This is a genomic window from Rheinheimera lutimaris (assembly GCF_013283795.1).
Taxonomy (GTDB): Bacteria; Pseudomonadota; Gammaproteobacteria; order Enterobacterales; family Alteromonadaceae; genus Alishewanella; species Alishewanella lutimaris.
On record NZ_JABSOD010000015.1, the window covers coordinates 19,221 to 40,119 of the forward strand.

Sequence of the window (20,899 nt, forward strand, 5' to 3'; positions counted from 1 at the left end):
GCTTTCAACAGATGGTAAACTCAGGAGTTAACCGATGGTAAGCTACGTGATCCCGAATTTGGCCAATGCTTGTCGTATTCTGTCGCTGGTGACAGAGTCGGACCTGGGCCTGAGTTTAACTGAGTTGGAGCAGCGCTTAGCGGTGCCGCGCACCACGGCGTTTCGTATTTTACAAACACTGTGCCAGGAGCAGGTGCTGGAAAAGCACGGTAAGCGTTATCTTGTTGGCGCGCAGCTGTTTAAAATGGGTTTAAGCTTACTTAGCTCGCAGCGTTTACAACAGCAGGCTTTGCCGATGCTGCAAAAACTGGCGCTGAGCACAGGCTTAAGTGCACATTTGGCCTTGCCACACAATAAAGGCGCGTTACTGGTAGAGGTATGCGACAGTCCGAACCCGCTGCGTTTAGCCGCCAGGCCAGGAACCATCGCCGATTTTAACTGTTCTGCTGCCGGAAAACTGTTTCTGGCGTTTCATCATTTTGACCAATTACACAGTTTCGCTGCAGCCGGTTTATTTAAGCAACGTACGTCACACAGCCTGGTGCAGCCAAATGAGTTAACAACAGAGTTGCAGCGGATACTGGCCCGCGGTTATGCTAGCGACGAAATGGAATACCACGATGATGTGCGTTGCCTGGCGGCGCCGGTGCGGAACAGTCAGGGCGCGGTAGTGGCGGCTGTTGGCATAACCGGCCCGTTGGCGTTGTTTGCCGGAAAAATACACACCGACCTGATTGCCAGCGTAAAGCAAACGGCAATTGATATTGCCCTTAGTACCTACCGGCCGCAATTGGTCGCTAACAGCGCGCGTGGTCAATAAGATGAGACTTATGCAAAAACAAGCCACAATAAATGATGTTGCCCGCATTGCCGGTGTGTCTAAACGCACGGTTTCGCGGGTGATTAACGGCTCGCTTAGTGTCGGTGATACTACCCGCACCCGGGTGGAAAAAGTGATCAGCGAACTGAAATACTCGCCCAATACCCAGGCACGCGGCCTGGCGTCCAGCCGCTCTTATCTGCTGGGGCTCATTTACGATAACCCCGATGCCTTGTATCTGGATGACGTACAACGCGGAGTGTTGGAGGTTTGTTCCAACCTTGGTTACGAGCTGGTAGTACATCCGTGCCGTTACCGCAGTGAAACCCTGGTGCAGGATTGTTTGCGTTTTATGCAGCGCTCTAAACTGGATGGCGTTATCGTGTTGCCGCCGGTGTCAGAATCTGAAACCCTGGCGCTGGCATTAAAAGACTCCGGCAGTGCTTATGTGCGCTTAAGCTCAGTGGCGTTGGATGAAGCCAAACATATCGTTGTGTCGGACGATCGCGCTGCCGCGGCTGAAATGGCGCGCTATTTTGCTCAGTTAGGTCATGAACAGATTGCCTTTATCAGCGGGCCGCAGCGCTATAAATCCTCTACCGAGCGGATGGAAGGTTTTCAGCTGGGCTTATCGGCTTATGGCATCAAATTACGGCCGGATTGGATTATCGAAGGTAATAACACCTATGAGACCGGTATTGAATGCGCGCGCCAGTTGCTGCAAGTCGAGCACAGACCTACGGCTATTTTTGCCAATAACGATCAAATGGCGGCAGGGGTGCTTAAAGTGGCACACAGCCTGGGTATAAAAGTACCGGAGCAATTATCGGTGGCTGGCTTTGATGACAACATGCTGGCCTCAAGGGTAATACCGGCGCTTACCACCATTAAACGGCCGGTACGGCAAATGGCATTGCTGGCTACCAGCAAACTGATTATGTCGATAGAAAACAATGATAAAGCCGCAAACAATGTCGCTGCTAAAGTAGCACCAACTTTAGTGGTGCGCGAGTCTACCGCCAGAGTGGCCGGCAGTAACGACTAAGTTGCTTTAGTATTTTTCAACTGAATTAAACTTTTTTGCCAACGGTGGCAAAAAGTTTGCCGATTTACTTGCCACCGGTGGCAAATTGGTTATTATAGTAACAATCGCGCAGTAAAGCAGATGCTCCCGGCCACGCAGCGGCCGGCAACTCCGGAGAAATCTATGACAGACAGATTAAGACGACAGCATTTAAAAACCTTAAGCCTGGCAGGAATGGGCTTGTCTTTATGGTCATTAAACGGCTGTTCGTCGGTGTCTGCAGTGACAACCTCTGCCAGTGATGCCGCTGACGATGTGTTATGGCAACAGGCTGATGCCATTATCGCCGCCATAGCGCCAACCCGGTTCGCTGAGCGCGATTTCGTTGTTACTGAGTTTGGTGCCAAAGCAGCAGCAGACTTTGACAGCAGCGCGGCTATCAGTGCGGCTATTGCCGCTTGCGCAGCCGCCGGTGGTGGCCGCGTAGTGGTGCCGGCCGGGCGCTTTAACACCGGGCCGGTGCATTTAAAATCTAACGTAAACCTGCATTTGCAAAAAGATGCCGTACTATCGTTTTACCCTGAACCACAGCGTTACCTGCCAGCGGTATTTACCCGCTGGGAAGGCGTAGAGCTGATGGGTTACTCGCCGCTGATATATGCCTTTGAGCAGGAAAATATCGCTATCACCGGTGAAGGCATTCTGGAAGGCAACGGCAGCAATACGCAGTGGTGGCCGTGGAAAGGCAAATGGAAACATACGCCTTGGCAGTTGGATGCGAAAACCGATCAGGCCAATACCCGTAACCCGTTGTTTGATATGGCCGAAGCCGGCGTGCCGGTTAGCCAGCGTGTATTTGCCGACAACTATTTACGCCCGCCGTTTATTCAGCCGTATCGCTGTAAACGGGTATTAATTGAAGGCATCACTATTCGTAACTCACCGTTTTGGTTGATTAACCCGGTGTTGTCAGAAGATGTGATCGTGCGTGGCGTAAACTGCGTTAGCCATGGGCCAAACTCAGATGGCTGTAACCCGGAGTCCAGCAACCGGGTATTAATTGAAAACTGCTTATTTGATACCGGTGATGATTGTATTGCGCTGAAATCCGGCCGCAATAATGACGGCCGCCGGCTGGCAACACCGGTACAAAATGTGGTGATCCAGGATTGTATGATGCGCGCCGGCCACGGTGGTGTGGTGCTGGGCAGTGAAATATCCGGTGGGGCGCGCAATATTTTCGCCCGCCGTTGCCGTATGAGCAGCCCGGATCTGGAGCGCGGCATCCGCATTAAAACCAATTCGGTGCGCGGTGGCTTAATTGAAAATATCTATATCCGCGATATTGATATCGGCGAAGTTAAAGACGCTATCGTGATTAACTTCTTCTACGAAGAAGGTGATGCAGGCCAGCACTTGCCGCAGGTGAAGAATTTGCATATCAGCAATTTACGCGTACAAAAAGCGCAGCGGGCGTTTTTGCTGCGTGGTTTTGAGCGCGCGCCAATCAGCGGTGTCAGTTTGCACCATGTGCAGTTTAACCAAACCGGTAGCCTTGGGGTGCTGGAGAATGTGGCGCAGATTGATGCGGTCGATCTAACCTTAAATGGCGAAGCATTAACATTATGACTGGTATGAGTGTGGTTGCAGCCGCGGGGGCGAAAACCGGTTTGCCCACACCAACACGCCGTGAATACGTCCCTGTAGGCTCGATTACAAACTTCATCCGTGAAGTTTGCCCGTTGGGCCAGCGGAGCTGTTCAAATTCGCTCCAAGCGAATTTGTCCGGCCCCAAAGCTTCAACGGTTGGTTTAGGGCAAGCCGGTTTCCACCTGATTCAAGCCCGAACATCGTATTTTTTAAACCCAGTTTGCCACCGCTAGACAAGGTGCAGGAAGGCTGAAGATGAGCACAGAACAACAACCCGGTTGTAGTACTAAACTAAATACACCGGCAGACATCGGTGAGCAGTTGCACGTGTTGCAGGTGCACCCGCGTGACAACGTGGTGGTAGCACTGCAACCGCTGGCGCAAGGTGCGGCCTTGCCTGAGCCGTTCGCAGAGCTAAGCGCACAGCAGGCCATACCGGCCGGGCATAAAGTGGCACTAACAAATATCGCCAAGGGCCAGCCGGTAATTAAATACGGCTTTGCCATCGGCAAAGCGACGACTGATATTAACGCCGGTGAGCATATTCACTCGCATAACCTTGCCACGCTGTTAAGTGGCCAGGTCGATTACCGTTACAGCGGCTGTCAGGCGCAGCCATTAACTTTTCCGGCCGGCTTACCGACTGAATTTATGGGTTATCGCCGTGCTAATGGCAAAGTAGGCACCCGCAATGAGCTGTGGATCATCAACACCGTAGGCTGCGTTAACCGCGCCGCGATGCGGGTGGCCGAACAGGCACGCAAGCGTTATGGCGATGAGATTGACGGTATCCATGCTTTTACCCATCCGTTTGGCTGCTCGCAGCTGGGCGATGATTTAGACCACACCCGCCGCTTACTGGCCGGGCTTATTCAGCATCCCAATGCCGGCGCCGTATTAGTGATGGGCCTGGGCTGCGAGAACAATCAGCTAAGCAAACTGCTGGCCGCCAGCCCGGGTGTCGATTTAAGCCGCATCCGCTCGTTTAATGCCCAACAGGTAGAAGATGAGATAGAGCAGGGCTTGGCAGCAGTGGACGAATTAGTCGCGCAGATGCGCACTGATAAACGCACACCATGCCCGGTGGCCGATTTAGTGGTTGGTATGAAATGCGGTGGCTCTGACGGTTTAAGCGGTTTAACCGCTAATCCGCTGGTGGGCCGCATTGCCGATTTAGTCGCCGCCGGTAATGGCAAAGTGGTGCTGACCGAAACGCCGGAGATGTTCGGTGCCGAGCAGGTATTTATGGCGCGGGCGCAAAACGAGCAGGTGTTTGGCGATATTGTCACCCTGGTTAATGACTTTAAGCAGTACTTTATCGACAACAAACAACCGGTGTATGAAAATCCGAGCCCGGGTAATAAAGACGGCGGTTTAACCACGCTGGAAGAAAAATCGCTCGGCGCCATTCAAAAAGGTGGCTCGGCGGTGGTCAATCAGGTGATCCGTTATGGTGATATGGCCAGCCAAAGCGGCTTAACGCTGCTGGAAGGGCCGGGTAATGATGCGGTGTCGTCCACTGCCTTAACCGCTGCCGGTGCTACTTTGCTGTTGTTTACCACCGGCCGCGGCACACCGCTGGGCTTTCCGGCACCAACGGTAAAAATATCGTCAAATTCATCGTTGGCCGCCCGTAAGCCACAGTGGATTGACTATGACGCCGGCGGCCTGCTGCAAAAAGGCCGGGACGCCGAACAGTTTAGCCATGATTTTTTCCGTTATCTGATAGACGTTGCTTCAGGCAAAGCCACGCGCAACGAGCAGTCGGATAACCGTGAAATTGCCATTTGGAAGAATGGCGTCACGCTTTAAAAATAAACGTATTGAATTTAAACACTTTTTATAACAGGACTTGAATATGGCACAGAGTCGTCGCTTAGAACTGCACCCGGACCGGTTATTTCCGTCAGATCCGGTGGTGCGCGATATCGCCCGGCGTTTATATCAGCAAATTAAAGACTTGCCGATAGTCAGTCCGCACGGCCATACCGATCCACGTTGGTTTGCCGAAGATGCCAACTGGGACAATGCCACTGCCTTATTGCTGCTGCCGGATCATTATGTGTTTCGTATGTTATACAGCCAGGGCATTAAGCTCGAAGAGCTTGGCATCCGCCGTAAAGACGGCGCCGTAGTGGAAAGCGATTACCGCAAAATCTTCCATATTTTTGCCAAGCACTATTACCTGTTTCGCGGCACACCATCGCGCATTTGGCTCGACACGGTGTTCCACGATGTATTCGGTTTAACCGAAACTCTGTGCGAAGAAACCGCCGATCATTATTACGACAGCATTAACGCCCAGCTGGCCAAGCCGGAATTTAAACCGCGTGCGTTATTAGAGCGTTTTAATATCGAGCTGATTGCCACCACCGAAGGTGCGCTAAACGATTTAAAACACCATGCCAAATTAAAAGGCAGCGGTTTTGAAACCCGCGTTATCACCACCTTCCGCCCGGATGACGTGGTGGATGCGGATCGCGCCGATTTTGCCGCTAATGTCGCCAAATTGGGAGAAATTACCGGCGAAGACACGAAAAGCTGGCAAGGCTACCTGGCCGCACTGCGTAAGCGCCGCGCGGTGTTTCGTGAGCATGGCGCTACCGCTACCGATCACGGCCATCCGACGGCGATAACTGCTGATTTAGCCATGAAAGACGCGGCCGCGCTGTTTCAGCGCTGCTTAAGCGGTAAAGCCACACCGGCAGAAACAGAGCTGTTCCGCGGCCAGATGCTGACCGAAATGGCCGGCATGAGTTTGGAAGATGGCATGACCATGCAAATTCACCCCGGTGCACACCGTAACCACAACCAGGTGATTTTTGAGCGCTTTGGCGCCGACAAAGGCGCGGATATTCCCAGCCCGACCGAATACGTACAAAACCTGAAACCGTTGCTGCAGAAATACGGTAACGAGGCCAGCCTGAACATTATTCTGTTTACGCTGGACGAAACGACTTATGCCCGCGAACTGGCGCCATTGGCCGGCCATTACCCGGCGTTAAAACTCGGCCCAGCCTGGTGGTTTCATGACAGCCCGGAAGGCATGCTGCGTTTTCGCCATCAGGTAACCGAAACCGCCGGTTTTTATAACACCGTTGGTTTTAACGACGATACACGGGCGTTTTTATCTATACCGGCGCGGCACGACGTAGCAAGGCGCATTGACTGTCGCTTTTTGGCAGGTTTAGTGGCCGAACACCGCTTAACCGAAGAAGAAGCCGGCGAGTTAGCCTACGAGCTGACTTACGGCCTGGTAAAGAAAGCGTATCAGTTGAAGTAACAATAAACAGAATGTTATAGCGGGGCCAGGTTCTGCGTTGACGTTTCACCTATATCGCAAGCGCAGCTCAGTAATAGCTAAACAAAGCGTCTGCCGCATGGATGCGGCAGAGGAGCCCCCAAGGATGGGTTCACGGCGTCTTTGTGTGCTGTTACTGAGTGGAGCCAGAACAGCATAAATCGGATACAGACATTTTATGGCAAATCTCAACAATCAGACTCTGGCAAGCCTAAACGGCAAACTGCCAATTCCGGCTTACCGGCTGGGCGAACATAAGCCGCAAATCGGCATAGTGCATTTAGGCCCGGGCGCGTTTTTCCGCGGCCATCAGGCCTGGTATACCGAACAGGCACTGCAATTTGGCGGCGATTGGGCCATCAGTGCGGTATCAATGCGCTCACCCGATGTCAGCCAGGCCTTATCACCACAAGATGGTTTGTATACCCTGGCCGTGCTGGATGCCGTGCAAAGCTATCAGGTTATCGGCTCGGTGCAGGAAGTGCTGATTGCCAGCGAACAGTACAGTCAGGTGTTAGCGCGCTTAACGGCCGCCAGCGCTAAGTACGTTACCCTGACTATTACCGAAAAAGGCTACTGCTTAAACGGCAGCGGCAAGCTCGACCTAAGCCATAGCCAAATCCAGCAGGATTTAACCGGCAGCAGCCAGCCGATAACCGCCATTGGCTTGTTGTTTACCGCCCTGGCCGCACGCTACCAGGCCAATATCGCGCCGTTTTGTGTAATCAGCTGTGATAATTTAACCGACAATGGCCATAAGCTGCGCAGCGCATTGATTGCCTTTGCTGAGCAAAAAGACCCGACTATTGCCAACTGGTTAAGCCAACAATTAATCAGCCCCTGTACTATGGTCGACAGTATTACCCCTGCCACCGACGATGCCATTAAAGCGCAGGTAGCAAGCGTACTGGGCGTGCAGGATAACTGGCCGATTAAACGCGAAGCCTTTGTACAGTGGGTTATTGAAGATATTTTACCGGCTGACAGACCCGCCTGGCAGCAAGCCGGAGTGATTTACGCTCAGGATGTCACCGCGTTTGAAAAAGCCAAGCTGCGTTTACTTAATGCACCGCATTCTACCCTGGCTTATGTCGGCTGTTTGCTTGGCTATGAAACCGTATTCGATGCCATGCAGGATAAGGTTCTAACGCAGTTTATTCAGCAAATGATAAACGACGAGATTATGCCGTCGTTCAAAGCGCCGGCCGAGCTGGATGTTAAACAGTACAGCGAAGACATTCTGGCGCGGTTTCGTAACCCGGCTATCCGCCATTTGCTGGCACAAATTGCCTGGGACGGCTCGCAAAAGTTGCCGATGCGTATTTTACCAGCCATTAGCGATAACTTAGCCGCCGGTAAACCAATCGACAAACTGGCGTTTGCCATCGCAGCCTGGTGCCGCTTTATTGTGAAGCGTTATAACGACAACGATAAACTGGTCGACCCGCTGGCAGAGCAATTGCTGGCCGTGGCGGCGCAGTGCAGCGGCAACGCGGATACCGACGTGGCGCTGTTTTTAGCCGTTGATGCGGTGTTTCCACCACAACTGAGTTTAAACAAAGCCTTTTTTAGTGCAGTGCATGCTGCTTATCAACAATTAGTTTCTCAACCGGCCGCAGCGCTGGCCGCTTTTGCAGGAGTCGTTTGATGTCGTCTTTACCCCCGTTGTTGTCGTCTTTGGTAAAAGGTCCGGCATTGTTACCGATAATTCAGGCCGACACGCCGCATGAGGCCGTAGCCATCGCCAAAGCGCTGGCTGACGGTGGCGTAGGTTCGGTTGAAGTAGTGCTGCGCACCCGCCAGGCGTTGGCGGCCATTACTGCTATCCGCACTGCCTTGCCAAATTTATTGGTCGGCGCCGGCACTATATTATCGGCGGCTGATGCCAATGCCTGTAAAGACGCCGGCGCGCAGTTTCTGGTCAGCCCGGCCAGCACGCCTAAATTGCTGGAAGCGATGATTGCTACCGGCTTGCCACTGGCGCCCGGCGTGGCGACGCCGTCAGAAATTGCCATGGCGTACGAATATGGTTTGCGCGAGGTTAAGTTTTTCCCGGCGCATTTATCCGGTGGTATTGAAATGCTAAAAGCGCTGAGTGGTGTATTCCGGCAGGTGAAGTTTTGCCCCACTGGCGGCATTGGCCAGCATAATCTGGCGGAGTTTTTGGCGCTGAAAAATGTGTTTGTGGTAGGCGGGTCCTGGTTAACGCCGGCTAATCTGGTAAAAGCACAGCAGTGGGGCCAAATTACCGCCCTGGCCGCAGAGGCAACCGCCATTGCCAGGCAGATTAAAACCGCAGCTTAAGGAGCAACAGCATGAGCAAACGTATTGTCATTATGGGCGAGTGCATGGTCGAGCTGTATCAGCTGGTCGACAGTGTCTATCACCAGAATTTTGCCGGTGATGTGTTTAATACTGCGGTGTACTTAAAACGCACCTGTGAAAACCCGGTCGATGTACAGTTTTTTACTGCTGTTGGTACCGATCTTATCAGCGACAAGCTGGTACGCGCGGTTGAGCGGGAAAAAATAGACACCAGCCTGATGCTGCGCACCAAAACCGCCAGGCCGGGCCTGTATATGATTAATACCGATGCCTTTGGCGAGCGCAGTTTTGTCTACTGGCGCGACAGCTCGGCGGCTAAGCAGGTATTGCAGTGTTTTAACGCTCAGCTTAATTACAGCGCCATTAAAGGCTGCGATATGTTTTATTTCTCCGGCATTACGCTGGCGATTTTATCTGATGCTGACAGAGCCCAATTGTTTGAGCTGGTAAGCCGGTTAAAAGCTGATGGCAGCCGGATAGTGTTCGACCCGAATTACCGCCCGGCGCTGTGGCTAAACGCTGATGCAGCCAAAGCGGCCTTTATTCAGGCTTACAGTCTAGCCGATGTGGCGCTGCCGGGGCTGGATGACCACCGCGTGCTGTTTGACGCGAAAACCACCAATGATGTGCTGGCGCAACTAACTGAGTTAGGTGTGGCTGAGATCATTGTTAAAGATGGCGTAAACGGCATTAACGGCCGTTATCAGCAGCAGGGTTTTACTGCGCTGGCGCACCCGGTGAAGAAGGTGGTAGACACCACGGCAGCAGGCGATTCGTTTAACGGCGGTTATCTGGCAGCGCGTTTAGGTGGTATAGCGCCGCAGCATGCCGTTAAGTTTGCTGCCCGTTTAGCAGGCTTTGTCGTGGAGCACACCGGCGCTATTGTCAGCAAGGATCACTTTAACGGCTTTTGGGCGCAGAACCGGCCTTCTGTGTTTGTGAAGTGAGTGTTGGGTTGGCTTTGGTGGCTGGTGATGCCGCAATAAAACACGCAGACACGCCGTGAATACGTCCCTGTAGGCTCGATTCAGGCATCCATGCCTTCAACGGTCTGCTTAGTTTTTTCCGGTATCACTACCAAATATCGATGAAACACTGAAACAACAAAGCGAAGCAGTTAAGGGTATAGCAAAGCGTCTGCCGCAGGGATGCGGCAGAGGAGTCTACAGGGACGTATTCACGACGTCTTTGCGTTCCCTTAACTGTGAAGCCCGCTGGGGTACCAGAACAAAGCAACATAAAAAGATCCGGCCTAAGCCGGGCAAGCGTCGCATCTGACCCTGACTAACAACCAAGTCAATTTTGTTAGAAGGAGCAAGGCATGAGTTTAGCAACAGTTTTTCCGCAAGCCACTGATATACCGCCACAGTTTGCCCACAAGGGCGAAATAACCCAGCGCGAGTATTTATTAAACGGCGAGTTGGTGCAGTGGCAGGGCGAATTAAGTCCGGTAGTTAGCCCGATTTACATTCGCGACGGCGAAGCACTGCAGCCAGTCGTGCTCGGCCATACGCCGTTACTGGACGCCGATACCGCGCTAAAGGCACTGGACAGTGCAGTAAAAGCCTACGACTTAGGCCGTGGCGCCTGGCCAACTATGGCGGTGTTGGAGCGCATTCAGCATGTGGAGAAATTCCTTAGCTTAATGCAGCTGCAGCGCGCTGAAGTTATTCGTCTGCTGATGTGGGAAATAGGTAAAACCTACCCCGATGCAGCAAAAGAATTCGACCGTACCTGTGACTATATCCGCGACACCATCGAAGCGTTAAAACAGCAGGACAGAGACGCCAGCCACTTTATTATTGAGCAGGGTAGCCTGGGTAAGATCCGCCGCGTGCCGGTAGGCGTGGCACTGTGTATGGGGCCGTTTAACTATCCGTTAAATGAAACCTTTACCACATTAATTCCGGCGCTGATCATGGGGAACACCGTGATTTTTAAACCGGCAAAATACGGTGTGCTGCTTATTCAACCGCTGCTACAGGCGTTTTTGCAAAGCTTCCCGGCCGGGGTGATCAACATTATTTATGGCCGTGGCCGCGAGACCGTTGGTGTGCTGATGGAAAGCGGCAAAATCGATTTATTCGCTTTTATCGGCACTAATAAAGGTGCCAGTGACTTAAAACGTATGCACCCCAAACCGCACCGGCTACGCGCTGTGCTGGGGCTGGATGCGAAGAACCCGGCCATTATTTTGCCCGATGCCGATATGGCTCGTACGGTAAAAGAATGTCTGGCCGGCAGTTTGTCGTTTAACGGCCAGCGCTGTACAGCCTTGAAAATTCTGTTTGTGCAGCAAAGCCGCGCCGCCGAGCTGGTGGATAAACTCTCACATGCTATCGGCGAGCTAAAAGCCGGTATGCCGTGGCAAGACGGCATAGCAATAACCCCGCTGCCGGAGCCCGGTAAAACGCAGTTTTTAACAGAGCTACTTGAAGATGCGCTAAGCAAAGGCGCCAAGCTGCAAAACCCGGGTGGTGGGCAAACGAGTGCATCCTTGTTTACCCCGGCGCTGTTGTATCCGGTTAACAGCAGTATGCGGCTGTATAACGAAGAGCAATTCGGCCCGCTGGTGCCGGTGGTGCCCTATAACGATATTAACGAAGTGATTGATTATGTGGTGAATGCTAACTTTGGCCAACAGCTGAGTATCTTCGGTCAGGACGCGCAGCAAGTCGGTGAGCTGGTGGATATTTTTGCCAATCAGGTTGGCCGCATTAATATCAACAGCCAGTGTCAGCGCGGGCCGGACAGCTTCCCGTTTAACGGTCGTAAAGACTCGGCTGAAGGCACGCTGTCGGTGGTGGATGCGCTGCGGCAGTTTTCCACGCCGACCTTAGTCGCGGCGAAATACCAGGATGCTGATATCGACTTTGTTAAGCAAATGGTAAAGGCACGCAGCTCGCACTTTTTATCAACGGACTTTTTGTTTTGATGCGTTGCCGGATTTTAGTCAGCCGCATCCCGGCTATTTAAATTATTTAAAATTTACCTGCTTTTGCTACCGGTGGCAAAAGCAGGTTAGCAGTAGTCAGACTGGGACCTTGCCAGGCACACCGGAGTCACTTAAACAATAAAAAAGGACAACAGGGTATATGAATAAAGTCGTTAAACATCACAAGCTGGCTGCTGCTGTTATGCTGGCATTATCTCCGGCGTTGATTTTAGCACTGCCGTCAGGTGCTACAGCGCAGGAAGCAGAAACACAAACTGCAACTAAAACAGATGATATTGAGATTATTGAAGTTTCTGGTTTCAGGGGCAGTTTAAATGTGGCGCTGATGGCTAAGCGCGATGCGGTAGGTTCCAAAGAGGTAATATTGGCAGAGGATTTAGGCAAGTTCCCCGATTTAAACGTTGCCGACAGCCTTGCGCGGGTACCCGGTATTGCCATTGAACAAGATGCCGGTGAAGGACGGCAAATAAGTTTACGTGGCCTGGGCGCTACTTTCGTTAAAACCACGATTAATGGTATGGAGTCAGCGTCTGCCGGTGCCGCTACCGATGCTGCCGGTGGTTCTAACAAAAGCAGGGCTTTTGACTTTAACGTTTTTGCCTCGGAGCTGTTTACCCAAATTGATATCAATAAAACCCTGTCGGCAGAATTAGAAGATGGTGGTATTTCCGGTAATGTAAATTTGCAAACGGCGCGGCCATTTCAGTATCAGGATACTAAGTTTGCCTACAACCTGAACGCCCGATACAACGATGTAGCAGAAGAGGTGACGCCACGTGCTTCGTTAATGTTTAGCCAAAACTGGGATAATAAGTTTGGTGTGCTGATCTCAGCGGCTTATTCAGAAGGCCTGGTACAAAGTGAAGGTGTAACAACCGGTCGCTGGACGGTTAACAACCCCGCGTGGGCTGTTGATGGCAGCGAGAATAAACTTACTGCCGCTCCTGTTACCCAGCTGTCACCTAAAGGTGTGTATACCAATGAAAATATGGAAGGGCTTTGGCTGCCGAGATTGCCGCGTTACTCTATTTTTAATAAGCAGCAAGAGCGCTTGGGTATTACTGCGGCGTTTCAATACCGACCTATAGATGATTTAACACTGAACTTCGATGTGCTGTATGCCGCGTTGGATAATACAATGGATGAATTCCAGTATTCAGCCTTGATCCGCAATAACGTATCGAGCCAAACGGACATATACGCGGAAAACCTGATCGTAGATGGTAATAATACGATTGTCGCAGGTACCTTTTCCGGTGTACCTATCCGCTCAGAAGCGCGACAGGATGTATCAAACTCTACCTTTAAGCAATTTACACTAAGTGGTGATTGGTATCTGAATGATCGGTTAAAGATGAACTTTCTGCTTGGTGTAGGAAAGTCTGATCTGGATATTCCTTATCAGCGCACCTTTGCGCTGGACAGTTTCGACTCTACCTTTGCTTATAGTTACGACAGTGCTATCGACCCGATAAGCTTGATTGGCCAAAGTGGCACAGCAATTGGTAGTGGGAGCATGAATGTAAATATGCCGGCTTTTGCTTTTGCCCCGGCTCAGGCCTTTGGAAGTAGCTATAGCAAGGCAGAGTTAGAGCAATTGATGCTAAACCCTGATTTATACAGCTTAGGTTTAGTGCGTAACCGCAATCAGCAAATTGGCAGTGAGAATAAGAATGTGTCACTGCATTTTACTTATGAGCTGAATGAGCAATACACCTTAAAGTGGGGCCTTAATCACCGAACTTTTAATACTGCTAATGTTCAGCGTGATAATGGTTGGCGCACACTGAATACGGAAACCAACCGCACCAGCGGAGAAATTGCCGAGGTAATGGTGCAACAGCTTGATGCCAGCCGCACAGCAGGAGATCTTTATGCGCTAACCTTATCACAAGCCGGGCAGTATTTTGGTAATGCGGCTTCAGTGCCTGCTAATTCTACGTTATCTGCCGGCAGTTGGTTAACCACCGACTATGGCAAAGTGTATAACGCTTTTAGCAATGAAGCGTTTTTTGTAGCCAAAGAGCGCTATAACAGTACCTATGATATTGAAGAGCGGGTTAACGGTGCTTACCTGCAATTGGATTTCCGTTTAGAACTGGCAGGGCGCGAGCTGCGCGGAAATATCGGTGGCCGTTACCTCGATAATAAAAACACTTCCGGCATTATTAACCTTGATCATATTTATGCTGATGGCTACACCGCAGGCCGTGGCGAAGGGGTTAACTTTGCGGGCGGCTATGACTGGCGTTATACCGTAAGTGAAGGCAAGGACTTCCTGCCAAGTTTGAACTTAGCCTATGACATTACTGATGACCTGGTAGGGCGTTTTAGCTTATCTAAAGCCATTACCCGGCCACCATTAAGTGATCTGGCCTCAGCCATTAAAGTCACCCGTCCAAGCAGCGCCAATAATGATACCGCAACGATACAATTAGGTGCGGGGCCAACGCTGCGGCCTTATGAGGCGGATCAGCTTGATCTGGGCTTGGAATGGTATTTCGACGACGAAGCACTACTGGCTGTCGCCTTCTTCTATAAGGATATGACTGGCCTGAGCAGGGGTACGCGACAAGAAGTGCTGAGTGCACAACAACTGGCGCAATTAGGTATCGACATTGGCGACAGAGATCCGGCTACTGTGACCTGGGATGTATCACAACTGATTAATACACCGGGTGAAACCGTAAAAGGTTTGGAGTTTATTTATCAACAGCCTTTTACCATGTTACCGGCACCTTTTAATCGCTTTGGTTTGCAAACTAACCTGACGCTGATTGATTATGAGCAAGATGTAACGGACCCGCTTAGCCGCGAGCAAGTGACACTAATGGCTGAGGAAACGTCAAAACGTACTTACAATGCCACCTTGTACTATGAGTACGAGAAATTCAGTGCCCGTTTCTCGTATAATTTCCGTGAGCGTTATATTAAAGAGTATTTGAATAAGTACCGTGATGAAGGTTTATTTGGTCGCGGTATTGATGATAAAGCTCAGCTGAATTTTTCTGCCCGTTATAAATTCAGTGAGACCCTGTCGTTCAGCTTTGAAGCCATTAACCTGACTAACGCTGCCAATACCCAATGGAGCGATGTATATACCCCGCGGCCCTATGAGTATTTACTTACAGGACGACAATACTTAGTTGGTGTTCGGGGTTCTTTCTGATGTCAGGCACATACGCTCAGATTGGCAGTTTGCTGCTCTGCTTGTGTGTGCTGCCGTGGTCGCCCGCCCGGGCGGCCAGTTATTGGCAGGGGCAAGATTTGCCCCTGGTCTGGCAACAATATATGCAGCAATCGACTGAGTTAATGCAACACGACAAGCAGCAGCTGCAGTTTGAACTGCAGCAAAGCAGCCAATCAGCGCTGCTTAGTGCAACAAAACATCGCGACTTTGGTTTAACTGGCATCAGCACAGAGCTTGAAGCAGAAGCAGTGCTGAGCTTTCAAACCCCCTCCGGCGGCTGGAGCAAGCGCACCGATATGCGTATTGCCCGGCAAAGCGGCCAGCAGTATGGCTCTGAGCCGAATTACGTCCCCACCTTTGACAACGACGCTACCAGCACGCAGTTGCACTGGCTGGCCGATTTTTACCCCAAGGCCGCGCCACCTCAGCAGCAACGTATCGCGCAGGCGATAGAACGTGGTGTGGCGTTGGTGCTAAAAGCGCAGTATCCCAATGGTGGTTTTCCGCAATCGTATCCGCTGCGCGGCGGTTATCATGACGCTGTTACGCTGAACGATAACGCCCTGTATCAGTTGATGCAGCTGTTGTGGCAGGTAGCTAATGAACCACGTTTTGCTATGCTGGCTGACACTACTAAAACAGCGGCTGGCGCAGCGTTTTATCGCGCCGTGGATTGGTTACTGGCTAATCAGGTGGTGGTAAATGGTAAGCGCACAGTATGGGGTGCGCAGCATCATCCGTTAAGCGGCGAGCCGGTAGCTGCGCGTAAGTTTGAGCAAGTGGCGTTGGTTAGCAGTGAAAGTGCCAAATTGTTGCAGCTATTGCTGCGTTATGCGCCTGATTACCCGGGTGTAGCGCTAAGTCTGGCGGATGGCGCCAACTGGTTTAGAGAAAAACAAATCAAAGATAAAGCGCGTTACCGCGACGCCGATGGCCGGTTGGCATTAATCGACAGCCCCGGTAGTGTGATCTGGTCACGCTTTTACGACATCAGCAGCGGCCAGCCGGTATTTTTCGATCGTGACGGTAAAACGTATAGCGATGTCAGCCAGATATCGCTGGAGCGCCAACGCGGTTACGGTTGGTATCAAAGCGTGGCCGCAGAGTTCCTGGCAGAATATGGCCAGGTCGCCGCAGATAAACATTGTACTAACTTTGGTCTGGACACACCTGGCGGCGACGGTGGAGTGGTGTTAAAGGTCACTAATCTGAACCGCAACGGGCCTGGCTCTCTGGCCGCCGCGCTGGCACACAGCGGGCCACGTATTGTGGTATTTGAAGTTGCCGGGGTGATAGACCTTGATCGCACTAATCTGGACATAAACCAGTCGTACCTGACCATCGCCGGTGAAACCGCACCGGATCCCGGCATTACGCTGATTAAAGGCGGCCTGCGGATTGTCAGCCATGATGTGATCGTGCGGCATTTACATATCCGGCCGGGTGATGCCGGCTTAGCTAAACGTGCCGGTTGGGACACTGATGGCATAGCGGTAACCGGCAGCAAAGCCTGCAATGTGTTGGTAGAGCATAACTCAATCAGCTGGGCCACTGACGAGTTGGTATCGGCCTCCGGCCCGCGGGATAAAGGGCCTGCGGCAACCTCGAAGCATATTACCTTTCGCTACAATATTTTGGCCGAAGCACTGGATTATGCCAGCCATATCAAAGGTAAACACAGTAAGGGTGCGCTGGTGCATGACAACGTGCAGCAGGTAGCCTTTATCGGCAATTTATTCATCAGCAATGACAGGCGTAACCCGTACTTTAAAGCGTTCAGTTCCGGTGTGGTAGCCAATAACCTGATTGTTAATGCCGGTAATGCAGCGGTACAGCTGGGTTTTGTTGAAACTGAGTGGCAGAGCTCCGGCATAGTGCCACAAAACCCGCAAGTGGCTGTAGTGGGCAATGTGCTGCGTTATGGCACGGACTCTTATTCAGATCTGGCGCTGGTATCAGACCGTGGTGATGCCTTTATTACAGATAATCAAACCTTTAACCTGCGCCAACAAGCAATGTACGACACCCAGGGCGTCATTAAGCGTCTTGATTTTCCAGCGTTGTGGCCGGTCGGTTACAACGCCTTAGCTGCCGGTGAAACCGAAACTATGGTGTTAACACGGGCCGGCGCCCGCTATTGGCAACGTGATGCCATTGATAAACGCATATTGCAGCAACTTGCAGACGGCAGCAGCCGCATTATCGACAGTCAGCAGCAGGTAGGCGGCTACCCGAAAATTAAGCCGGTGTACCGTGAGCTGCAGGTACCCACAGACAATATTAACGCTTGGCTGGACAGCTTTGTGCCAAGCCGTAGTAAATTACAGGAACCTTAAGTTATGCGTATCGAACATGTCGCTTTTAATGTTGTTGAGCCGACACTGATGGCCAACTGGTATATTGAGCATTTAGGCTTTAGTTTAAAACGCGCATTAAATGATGCCGCGCAAACGCATTTTCTAGCCGACGACAGCGGGATCATGATGATAGAAATTTACTGCAACCCGGCCGATCAGGTGCCTGATTACGCCAGTATGGACCCGCTGATTTTACACCTGGCGCTGGTATCGGCTGATCCGATCGCCGACAGTGCCCGCTTAATTGCCGCCGGTGCCAGCCATGTTACCGACGTACATCTGAACGATGGCTCGCATCTTGCCATGCTGCGCGACCCCTGGGGCCTGGCACTGCAACTGTGCCGGCGCGGCCCTGCCAGATAATATTGCGGGGCAAAGCCGGCGCGCCAATTTGAATAATTTATTCATAAATTAAGTTGGCCAGTAAAAATTTTATGCAAGCTGTCGGCGAATGCCGTATTATCAGTTAATCTGATTGGAATGTTTTATCGCCAGAGGTTTGCATGCCACCGCAGTTTATTCAGGCCGTTAAACAGCTTATTCCGGCTGAGCGTTATTTTGACGACCCTATTGCTACGTTAGCCTATGGCACTGACGCCAGCTTTTATCGCTTGCTGCCCAAACTGGTATTGCGCGTTGAAAGCGAAGCCGAAGTGGTGGCGTTGTTAAAGCTGGCGAATGCATATCAGGTGGCGTTAACCTTCCGTGCTGCCGGCACCAGTCTATCCGGCCAGGCGGTAACCGACTCTGTGCTGCTGGTGCTGGGCGAAAACTGGCAACAGCGCGAAGTGCGCGGTTTAGGTGAGCAAATACGCCTGCAACCCGGTGTCATCGGTGCCGCGGCTAACAGCGTGCTGACAAAGTTTCAGCGTAAAATCGGCCCGGATCCGGCATCGATTAACAGCTGCAAAATCGGCGGTATCGTGGCCAATAATGCCAGTGGTATGTGCTGCGGCACCGCGCACAACACGTTTAACACCCTGGCAGCCATGCGGTTGGTATTGTTTGATGGCACTGTGCTGGATACCGAAGATCCGCAAAGCGTGGCGGCATTTCGGCAAAGTCACGCCCGGTTGCTGGCAGAGCTTGAATTGCTGGGCGCCCAAACCCGTGCCAATAGCGCGCTTAGTGCTAAAATCCGCCATAAATACCGCTTAAAAAATACCACCGGTTTTTCACTGAATGCCTTAACCGAATTTAGCGATCCAATAGATATTCTTACGCATTTAATGGTGGGGTCGGAGGGCTGCCTCGGTTTTATCAGCGCGGTAACGTACAACACTGTACCGGAGTATCCGCACCGCGCCACCGGGTTGCTGGTATTCCCGTCGGTAGCAAGCTGCTGTCTGGCAGTAACACAGCTAAAACAGCAACCGGTATCGGCAGTAGAGTTGCTGGATCGGCGCAGCCTGCGCTCGGTGCAGAATAAACCCGGCATGCCGGATTGGGTAAAGGGCTTGTCAGATAATGCCTGTGCGTTATTAATTGAAACTACGGCTGCCAGCGGTAGTTTATTGCAACAGCAACTGGCACGACTACGCTCCTCGCTACAGGACTTCACGCTTGAGCAACAGGTTGATTTCAGTACTGATCCTGTGGTGTATAACCAGTTGTGGGCCATTCGCAAAGGCACTTTTCCGGCAGTAGGCGCAGTGCGTAAAACCGGCACTACGGTGATTATTGAAGATGTTACCTTTCCGGTAGAACAACTGGCAGAGGGAGTGTCGCATCTGCAGCAGCTGTTCGATAAATATTATTACACCGAGGCGATTATTTTCGGCCACGCGCTGGAGGGCAACCTGCATTTTGTTTTTACCCAGGGCTTTGATGATGCCACCCAGGTTGCACGCTATGACGCCTTTATGCAGGAGGTTGCGCAGTTGGTAGCAGTGCAGTTTGGTGGTTCACTAAAAGCTGAGCACGGTACCGGCCGCAATATGGCACCTTTTGTTGAACTGGAATGGGGCACAGACGCCTATCAATTAATGTGGCAAATTAAAAAGCTGCTCGACCCGCAGCATATTCTTAACCCTGACGTGGTGCTAAGCCATAACCCGCAGCTGCACCTGCAAAACTTAAAACCGTTGCCGGCCACTAACGCGCTGGTAGATAAATGCATAGAATGCGGCTTTTGTGAGCCGGTGTGCCCGTCACGCAAATTAACGCTAACGCCACGCCAGCGCATTGTTACGCAGCGCGAAATATCGCGCTTAACCGCCAGTGGTGATGAACCGCAGCGGTTGGCGGCTTTGCAGCAATCTTATCAGTATCAGGGTAATGACAGCTGCGCCGCTTGCGGTATGTGCAGTACGGCCTGCCCGGTAGGCATTAATACCGGTGATTTAACCCGACAGCTGCGCGCAGTAAATAACCGGCCATGGCAGGGTGTTGCCGCTTTTATCGCGCGGCACTTTAGTGTTGCTGCTGGTATCAGCCGTTTAGGCCTGGCTGTTGGCAACGTATTTGGCGCAGTGCTGCCGCGCTGGCATAAGGCTATGCCAACAGCAAACTACCGCAGTGTGGTAAATCAGTACGCTGCTGATAAGGCGTTAACGCCGCTGATTTATCTGGCGTCTTGCTCCGGCCGTGTCATGGCCCCTGCGGCCAATAGCAAAGATAAACGCAGTTTACAGCAGGTAAGCGCCAGCTTACTGCAAAAGGCCGGCTATCAGCTGATCGTGCCGGAGGGTATCGACAGCCAGTGCTGCGGTATGCCGTTTCAATCGAAGGGTCAGTTTGCGGCAGCAGAACTTAAGCAGCGCGAGCTGGAGCAATGGCTGCTTAAAGTAACCAATAACGGCGCTATTGCGGTTTTTTCTGATACCAGCCCCTGCAGTTTAACGCTGCGCGGCAAGCTGGACCCGCGATTGACCATTTTTGACAGCGTCGATTTTTTGCATGATAAGGTGCTGCCAAAACTACAGATAACCCCGCTGGCAGAGCCGGTGGCGCTGCATATTACCTGCAGTGCCAGCCAACTTGGCCAGGCACAAAAGTTACAGGCTTTGCTTAGCGCCTGCAGTAATCAGGTGGTGGTACCACAAGGCATCAGTTGCTGCGGTTTTGCCGGTGATAAAGGCTTTGTGTTGCCACAGCTGAACACCTCAGCTTTATCTGAGTTAAAGCAGCAGGTAAGTGGTTGCTCACAAGGAGTATCGACCAGCCGTACCTGTGAAATTGGTTTGTCGCAGCACAGTGGCATTGAGTATCAGCATTTGGTGTATTTGCTGGACCGTGCTGCAGGTTAACCCAAAGTTCAGATTCCGGCGTATATAC

13 protein-coding genes are annotated in these 20,899 nt (G+C 51.8%); all 13 read left to right on the top strand.

What is annotated here, in order from left to right; all coding sequences use genetic code 11:
- Positions 1–34: 34 nt before the first annotated feature.
- A complete protein-coding gene (locus HRH59_RS13865; protein WP_173501874.1) occupies positions 35–820 on the top strand; it encodes an IclR family transcriptional regulator in 786 nt (261 codons plus the stop codon).
- Between the two features lie 10 nt (positions 821–830).
- Positions 831–1,865 (top strand): LacI family DNA-binding transcriptional regulator, encoded by a 1,035-nt coding sequence (locus tag HRH59_RS13870; RefSeq protein WP_173501875.1) that lies wholly within the window; start codon positions 831–833, stop codon positions 1,863–1,865.
- Positions 1,866–2,027: 162 nt separating this feature from the next.
- Positions 2,028–3,473, top strand: a complete 1,446-nt coding sequence (locus HRH59_RS13875; RefSeq protein WP_173501876.1) for a glycoside hydrolase family 28 protein — start codon at positions 2,028–2,030, stop codon at positions 3,471–3,473.
- Between the two features lie 276 nt (positions 3,474–3,749).
- Complete coding sequence (locus HRH59_RS13880) at positions 3,750–5,306, top strand: UxaA family hydrolase (protein WP_231702507.1); 1,557 nt, start codon at positions 3,750–3,752, stop codon at positions 5,304–5,306.
- A 46-nt stretch (positions 5,307–5,352) separates the two neighbouring features.
- The gene (uxaC, locus tag HRH59_RS13885) at positions 5,353–6,777 is read left to right on the top strand and encodes a glucuronate isomerase (protein ID WP_173501877.1); all 1,425 of its coding nucleotides are present in this window, start codon (positions 5,353–5,355) and stop codon (positions 6,775–6,777) included.
- Positions 6,778–6,973: 196 nt separating this feature from the next.
- Positions 6,974–8,443, top strand: a complete 1,470-nt coding sequence (locus tag HRH59_RS13890; RefSeq protein WP_173501878.1) for a mannitol dehydrogenase family protein — start codon at positions 6,974–6,976, stop codon at positions 8,441–8,443.
- The gene (eda, locus tag HRH59_RS13895) at positions 8,443–9,099 is read left to right on the top strand and encodes a bifunctional 4-hydroxy-2-oxoglutarate aldolase/2-dehydro-3-deoxy-phosphogluconate aldolase (protein WP_173501879.1); all 657 of its coding nucleotides are present in this window, start codon (positions 8,443–8,445) and stop codon (positions 9,097–9,099) included. Before HRH59_RS13890 ends, eda begins: the two co-directional genes overlap by 1 nt.
- Positions 9,100–9,110: 11 nt before the next feature.
- Positions 9,111–10,067, top strand: coding sequence for a sugar kinase (locus HRH59_RS13900; RefSeq protein ID WP_173501880.1), 957 nt, complete (start codon positions 9,111–9,113; stop codon positions 10,065–10,067).
- 374 nt (positions 10,068–10,441) lie between these two features.
- A complete protein-coding gene (locus HRH59_RS13905; protein WP_173501881.1) occupies positions 10,442–12,055 on the top strand; it encodes an NADP-dependent glyceraldehyde-3-phosphate dehydrogenase in 1,614 nt (537 codons plus the stop codon).
- A 160-nt stretch (positions 12,056–12,215) separates the two neighbouring features.
- Entirely contained in the window at positions 12,216–15,245 is a 3,030-nt protein-coding gene (locus HRH59_RS13910; protein WP_218573529.1) for a TonB-dependent receptor, read from the top strand.
- On the top strand, positions 15,245–17,602 hold the full coding sequence (pelA, locus tag HRH59_RS13915) for a pectate lyase (protein ID WP_173501882.1): 2,358 nt from the start codon (positions 15,245–15,247) through the stop codon (positions 17,600–17,602). The genes HRH59_RS13910 and pelA overlap by 1 nt, the downstream gene beginning before the upstream one ends.
- Positions 17,603–17,605: 3 nt before the next feature.
- Positions 17,606–17,986, top strand: coding sequence for a VOC family protein (locus tag HRH59_RS13920; protein WP_173501883.1), 381 nt, complete (start codon positions 17,606–17,608; stop codon positions 17,984–17,986).
- Positions 17,987–18,126: 140 nt separating this feature from the next.
- On the top strand, positions 18,127–20,871 hold the full coding sequence (locus HRH59_RS13925; RefSeq protein ID WP_173501884.1) for an FAD-binding and (Fe-S)-binding domain-containing protein: 2,745 nt from the start codon (positions 18,127–18,129) through the stop codon (positions 20,869–20,871).
- The last annotated feature ends 28 nt before the right edge of the window (positions 20,872–20,899 follow it).